This is a genomic window from Aeromonas sp. V90_14, assembly GCF_029967615.1.
In the GTDB taxonomy this organism is placed as follows: domain Bacteria; phylum Pseudomonadota; class Gammaproteobacteria; order Enterobacterales; family Aeromonadaceae; genus Aeromonas; species Aeromonas hydrophila.
Window position 1 is genome coordinate 1 of the sequence record NZ_JASCAS010000018.1, and the last position, 6,046, is coordinate 6,046.

A 6,046-nucleotide genomic window follows, 5' to 3' on the forward strand; every position below is an offset into this window, starting at 1 on the left:
AACCGCGGACCTCTTGCATGCCATGCAAGCGCTCTCCCAGCTGAGCTATAACCCCAACTCACCTCGGCGCTACCAAAGTTATCTCCGGCAACGGAGGCGCATGATAGGCACCGACCGCTTTGCTGTCAACCCAAAAATAACGCCGATTCGCGCGTTTAGTCAAAATTCAAGCAGTTAGCCGATTTAACCGGCAATGAGACAGCTATCTCGCTGTTTTATGTCACAAAACCGGCCTTTGGCCAAAAACAAAAGGCCCCCGTACGGGAGCCCTTTCTCAATCACTGGCTGGCGCTTATTCGGCGGCCATGCGCGCTTCGATATACGCCAAAGCGCGGTCGATGCGGGCCAGTACCCGCTCCTTGCCCACCAGCGCCATCACGGCGTCGATGGCGGGGGAGAGATTACCCCAGACCGGTGACGGCAATGTGCGACGGCAAGCTTACTCGGCAGCCATGCGTGCTTCGATATACGCCAGAGCGCGGTCGATACGCGCAAGTACGCGCTCCTTGCCCACCAGCGCCATCACGGCGTCGATGCCTGGGGATAGATTACCCCAGACCGGTGACGGCAATGTGCGACAGCAAGCTTACTCGGCAGCCATGCGCGCTTCGATGTAAGCCAGTGCGCGGTCAATACGCGCCAGTACCCGCTCCTTGCCCACCAGCGCCATCACGGCGTCGATGCCAGGGGACTGACCCAGACCGGTCACCGCCACGCGCAGCGGCATACCGACCTTGCCCATACCCTGACCCAGCTCGGCGGCAGTGGCTTCAATCAGCTCATGCAGCGCTTCGGTGGTCCAGCTATCCAGAGCAGCCAGCTTGGTCTTGGCCAGGGTCAGCGGCTCGGCAGCCACGCCACGCAGGTGCTTCTTGGCAGCCGCTTCGTCGATGGCCTCGTACTCTTCGAACAGGTAGCGGCTCTGGGCCGCCATCTCGACCAGGGTGTTGCAGCGCTCGGCCAGCAGGGTGACCACGTCGGCCAGGGCCGGGCCCTTGCTGGTGTCGATCTTCTGGTTTTCCATGTGCCATGCCAGATGCTTGGCAACATAGGCCGGATCCAAGCTGCGCATGTAGTGGTTGTTCAGCCACAGCAGCTTGTCGGTGTTGAAGGCAGAGGCAGACTTGGAGATGGCATCCAGGCTGAATAGCTTGATCATCTCGTCGAGGCTGAAGATCTCCTGATCGCCGTGGGACCAGCCCAGACGCACCAGATAGTTCAGCAGCGCTTCCGGCAGGTAGCCGTCGTCGCGGTACTGCATCACGGAGACAGCACCGTGGCGCTTGGAGAGCTTGGCGCCGTCGTCACCCAGGATCATGGAGACGTGGGCAAACTCCGGTACCGGCGCGTTCAGCGCCTTGTAGATGTTGATCTGGCGCGGGGTGTTGTTGATGTGGTCTTCGCCACGCACCACGTGGGTGATCTCCATGTCCCAGTCATCGACTACCACACAGAAGTTGTAGGTCGGCGCGCCGTCGGTACGGCGAATGATCAGATCGTCGAGCTCGGTGTTGGCGAACTCGATGCGGCCACGGACGTGGTCATCGAACACCACGGAGCCTTCGGTCGGGTTGCGAAAGCGGATCACGTGCGGCGCATCGGCCGGGTGATCGTGGGCGTGGTCGCGGCACTTGCCGTCATAGCGGGGCTTCTCGCCGTTGGCCATCTGGCCTTCGCGCAGCGCTTCCAGCCGCTCCTTGGAGCAGTAGCACTTGTAGGCACGGCCGTCAGCCAGCATCTCGTCGATCAGCCCGTTGTAGCGATCGAAGCGCTTGGTCTGGTAGTAGGGGCCCTCATCCCAGTTCAGCTCCAGCCATTCCATGCCCTCAATGATGGCGTCGATCGCCTCCTGAGTGGAACGTTCCAGGTCGGTATCCTCGATACGCAGCACGAACTCACCGCCCTGGTTCTTTGCAAACAACCAGGAATAGAGTGCGGTACGGGCACCGCCGACATGCAAAAAGCCGGTCGGGCTGGGAGCAAAACGGGTTTTGACTTTCATCTTTAAGCCTTGTGTAGAGGGCCTTGGGCCAATTCGTTAAAAAAACCGTCGCATTTTAGCACCGACAATGACGGATGGGAAAACCATGCAGCCGCAGCGGGCAAAAGTAGGGGGTTGCACAGGCGTCCCAGCCGCTTGCCGCCTGATATTTGAAGGGGATCGCAAAACAAAATCCCGGTTTCCGTTTTGCTATGACAAGTGTTGGAGAGCTGCCTCCTCCGGCCGATATCCAAATAACGCTCACCAACAAGGAAGAGACGATGCAGTTCCGTTCTATCCAGAATCGCATTCTGGTGATGGCCGGGATCGCCATGACCGCCGCCCTGGTCATCCTGATCCTGCTCAACCAGTACTCGGGTCAACAGACCCAGAAGCTGACCATCAGCTCCAGCCGCGCCGCCCTGCAGCAGGAGGCATGGCAGAAGGTCAGCGCCAACGCCCGTGCCGAGGCCGCCACCATCACCCAGTTGCTGCAAAAGGGGCTCTCCTATACCCAGCAGATGGCCAGCGCCCTCGCCCTGCAGCAGGAGGGCAAGCTGCCGCTGGATCGCCAGCAGGCCACCGATCTGCTCAAGGCCCAGCTCGCCCTCGAACCCCAGCTCTACGGCGCCTTCGCCGGCTTCGAACCCAACGGCTTCGACGGCCAGGATGCCAGCTTCGCCGGCCAGACGGCGCTGGGCAGTGACAGCAAGGGGCGCTTCGTGCCCTATTTCTATCGCGACAAGGAGAGCATCGGCACCGACCTGCTGCTCTCTATCGAGAAGAGCGATCCGGATGAGTTCGGCAATCCGGCCAACGACTACTACGCCTGCCCGAAACGGGAGGGACGCTCCTGCCTCATCGACCCCTTCAAGGTGGACATCAACGGCCAGCAGGTGCTGGTGAGCACCATCACCACCCCCATCATGGTGGGTGGCCAGTTCAAGGGGATCGCCGCGCTCGATCTGGCGGTGGACTCCATCAGCCGTCAGGCCCAGTCCCTCAACAGCAACATCTATGACGGCAAGGGCGAGACCCTGATCGTCAGCGCCGCCGGCGTCATCACCGGCACCAGCGGTGATGACAGCCTGCTCGGCAGCCGCGCCGACAAGCTGCTCGGCAACGGCTGGCAGCAGTACCTCAAACCCGAGGTTCAGCGCCAGGAGCTCGACGATGCGTTTCGTATCTCGGTGCCCATCGCGGTGCCGGGCATGAGCCGCAACTGGGCCATCATCGTCACCCTGCCCTACAAGGTGGTGCTGGCCGGGGCCGACCAGCTGGAAGCCCAGCTGAGCGACATGAACCGGGCCGCCATGACCCAGCAACTGGTGGGCGCCGTCGTCGTGCTGGTGCTGGCGCTGGCCACCATGCTGGTCATTGCCCGCAGCATCACCGGCCCCATCCGCCAGATGGTCAGCCTGGTGGATGACATCGCCGATGGCGAGGGGGATCTCACCAAGCGGCTCAATACCCAGTCCCGCGATGAATTGGGGGATTTGGCCAAGGGCATCAACCGCTTCATCGACAAGCTGCAGGTGTTGCTGGGGGATGTGCTCAAGACCGCCAGCGAGGTCAACCGTCATGCCGGCGACACCGATCGCATCGCCGGCCAGACCGACACCAACCTGCAGCACCACCAGGCGGAGATGGAGCAGATGCTGACCGCGGTGCAAGAGATGTCCTACGTCAGCCAGGAGGTGGCCACCCACGCCAACAACACCGCCGACTCGGCCAAGCAAGCCCAGGGGGCGGCGGATCAGGGCAAGGTACGCTTCCAGCAGGTGATCCAGTCGATGCACAAGGTGGCCGCCGAGGCCGGCAAGGGGGCCGAGGTGGTCGAGGGGCTGGCCCACGACAGCGAGCAGATCACCAGCATCCTCACCGTCATTCAGGGGATCGCCGATCAGACCAACCTGCTGGCGCTCAACGCCGCCATCGAGGCGGCCCGGGCCGGCGAGCAGGGCCGCGGCTTTGCGGTGGTGGCCGACGAGGTACGCAAGCTAGCGGGCAACACCCAGCAGGCGGTGCAGAATACCCAGGAGCTGATCGAGAAGATCCGCCACAGCTCGGCCAACGCGGTCAACGCCATCAACCAGAGCCAGCAGCTGACCCATCAGGCGGTGGGCGAGGCGGATCTGGCGGAAGAGGCGCTCGGCAGCATCTATCAGGCCATCTCCACCATCAACGACATGACCTACCAGATCGCCTCCGCCGCCGAAGAGCAGAGCTCGGTTTCCGAGACTGTCTCCGGCAACCTGTCAAAAACCAACGCACTGGCCAACGACATCGCACTGGATGCGACCGAAACGGCCAAAGCCAGCCAGGCGTTGCGCCAGGCGGCCGAGCGTTTACAGCAATTACTGGGACAATTTCGTCTCAGCTGATAATTTTCCACCTCAGGACTCTCCCCCTCGGGGGCGAGTCCGTTTACCATAGGCACGAATTTGCCTGATGGCAGGCAATGTAGTGAGAGGTAAATGCCGTGCCCACCCCGGACCGTCGCCCCCGTGGCCACAACAGACGAGCCCAGCAGCGTCGCCAAGACGAATCACAAGGATCCCTGCTCCATCGTATCAATGCCGCCACCCTGCCCCTGCGCCAACGCATCGGCCAGGGCATGAGCGGGCTTGGCCAACACGGCCAGGAAGCCAAAACAGGCAAGTTCAAGCTGGCCAGCCCCCTGCCGCGCAAGCACACCATAGGGCTGCTGATCCTGATCCCGCTCTGGTTGCTGGTGCTGGCCTGGGAGCCGGCTGTCCCCGCGCCCAAAGCCGCGCCGTCCGGTTCGCTGGCGGTCCCCATCGCCGTACCGGCGCAGGCCCTCACCGTCGGCAATGGCGCCGCAGGCAGTGCACCGGCCGCAGCCAAACCGGTCGAAGAGAAGGTGGATGGCACCTGGCTGCAGCACGACGTGCAAGCCGGCGAGACCCTCTACTCCATCTTCCGCAAGTTCGAGCTGCCGGGCGCAGAGCTGAGCCGCCTGATCGCCATCGAAGGGCCTGATCGGCCGCTGACCCGCCTGCAATCGGGCCGGGCCGTGTTCATCCTGATCGATGACACCCGCCGCATCCAGCGGGTCGAGATCCGCTCCTATGGTCAGGCCATCTACCGCTACGACCGACAGGGTGAAGGATTCGCCCTCAAGGAATGAAACAACGGGAGGCCTGGTGCCTCCCGTTTTTTTGACCTGAATCCATGAAATAAGCCGCTGAGTTCACAATATTTTTAGCTTGCTCAAAAAATGAAAAGTGCCAAATTGACAAGGGATCGCGCTCACGTACAATCGTTTGTGCTTTAGACAGGGATTGTTCTACATGCTACTGGGACAAATTGACGTGGTCAGTCATGCTTCAACCCCTGATTTCTAGGCAAATGCTGCCCAACAAGGCTTAGTTTCATTTTGTTATAGATAGGACTTACCACATGTCTGACATTCGCACCGGCCAAGTAAAATGGTTCAATGAGACCAAGGGTTTTGGCTTCATCGAGCAATCCCAGGGACCGGACGTTTTCGTTCACTTCTCCTCCATCCAGAGTGCCGGTTTCAAGACCCTGGCTGAAGGTCAAAAAGTCCAGTTCACTGTGACCCAGGGCAAAAAAGGCCCTCAGGCTGAGAACGTTACCCTGCTCTAAGCCACGCCAGTGAGCCTGTAGGAGGAGCCATCGGCCCTCCTATTTTTTTGCCCGCCGTTTCCCCTTCCCCGCCACGCTCATAAGCCTGCCTACAGCAACCACAGCCCTCCCCAGCACCTGTGTACCACGCAGGCACAGAAGACATGGGCATGATCTGGCTGAACGCCGGATACGACACATCATCTCGGCGCGATGTGATGTGCAATTCAAAGGGATGATGAGGACTTCGAAGAGAGATTGGAGCGGGAAACGAGACTCTAACTCGCGACCCCAGCCTTGGCAAGCGCGGATCATGCTCTACCAACTGAATATGGCAGCGATTGTATTGAGAAACTGGATTCGTGAGCTTGGGGGGGAAAGAGATTGAATTTGAAGAGAGATTGGAGCGGGAAACGAGACTCGAACTCGCGACCCCGACCTTGGCAAGGTCGT

Annotated in this window: 5 protein-coding genes; 3 read left to right on the forward strand and 2 right to left on the reverse strand. The window is 60.9% G+C overall.

What is annotated here, in order from left to right; genetic code table 11:
* Positions 1-292: 292 nt before the first annotated feature.
* Both QLG02_RS10240 and gltX read right to left on the reverse strand, forming a co-directional pair.
* Positions 293-424 carry a glutamyl-tRNA synthetase gene (locus QLG02_RS10240; protein WP_223302521.1) on the reverse strand — a complete coding sequence of 44 codons (132 nt, stop codon included), beginning with the start codon at positions 422-424 and terminating at the stop codon, positions 293-295.
* A 162-nt stretch (positions 425-586) separates the two neighbouring features.
* Positions 587-2,002 (reverse strand): glutamate--tRNA ligase, encoded by a 1,416-nt coding sequence (gene gltX / locus QLG02_RS10245; protein WP_135319072.1) that lies wholly within the window; start codon positions 2,000-2,002, stop codon positions 587-589.
* A gap of 260 nt (positions 2,003-2,262) precedes the next feature.
* On the opposite strand from gltX, the gene QLG02_RS10250 reads away from it, so the two are divergent.
* The 3 genes from QLG02_RS10250 (at position 2,263) to QLG02_RS10260 (ending at position 5,614) form a co-directional block, all read left to right on the forward strand.
* Entirely contained in the window at positions 2,263-4,365 is a 2,103-nt protein-coding gene (locus tag QLG02_RS10250; RefSeq protein ID WP_282465113.1) for a methyl-accepting chemotaxis protein, read from the forward strand.
* Between the two features lie 98 nt (positions 4,366-4,463).
* Positions 4,464-5,132 carry a LysM-like peptidoglycan-binding domain-containing protein gene (locus QLG02_RS10255; RefSeq protein WP_139393747.1) on the forward strand — a complete coding sequence of 223 codons (669 nt, stop codon included), beginning with the start codon at positions 4,464-4,466 and terminating at the stop codon, positions 5,130-5,132.
* A 272-nt stretch (positions 5,133-5,404) separates the two neighbouring features.
* The gene (locus QLG02_RS10260; RefSeq protein ID WP_011707209.1) at positions 5,405-5,614 is read left to right on the forward strand and encodes a cold-shock protein; all 210 of its coding nucleotides are present in this window, start codon (positions 5,405-5,407) and stop codon (positions 5,612-5,614) included.
* Positions 5,615-6,046 lie beyond the last annotated feature (432 nt).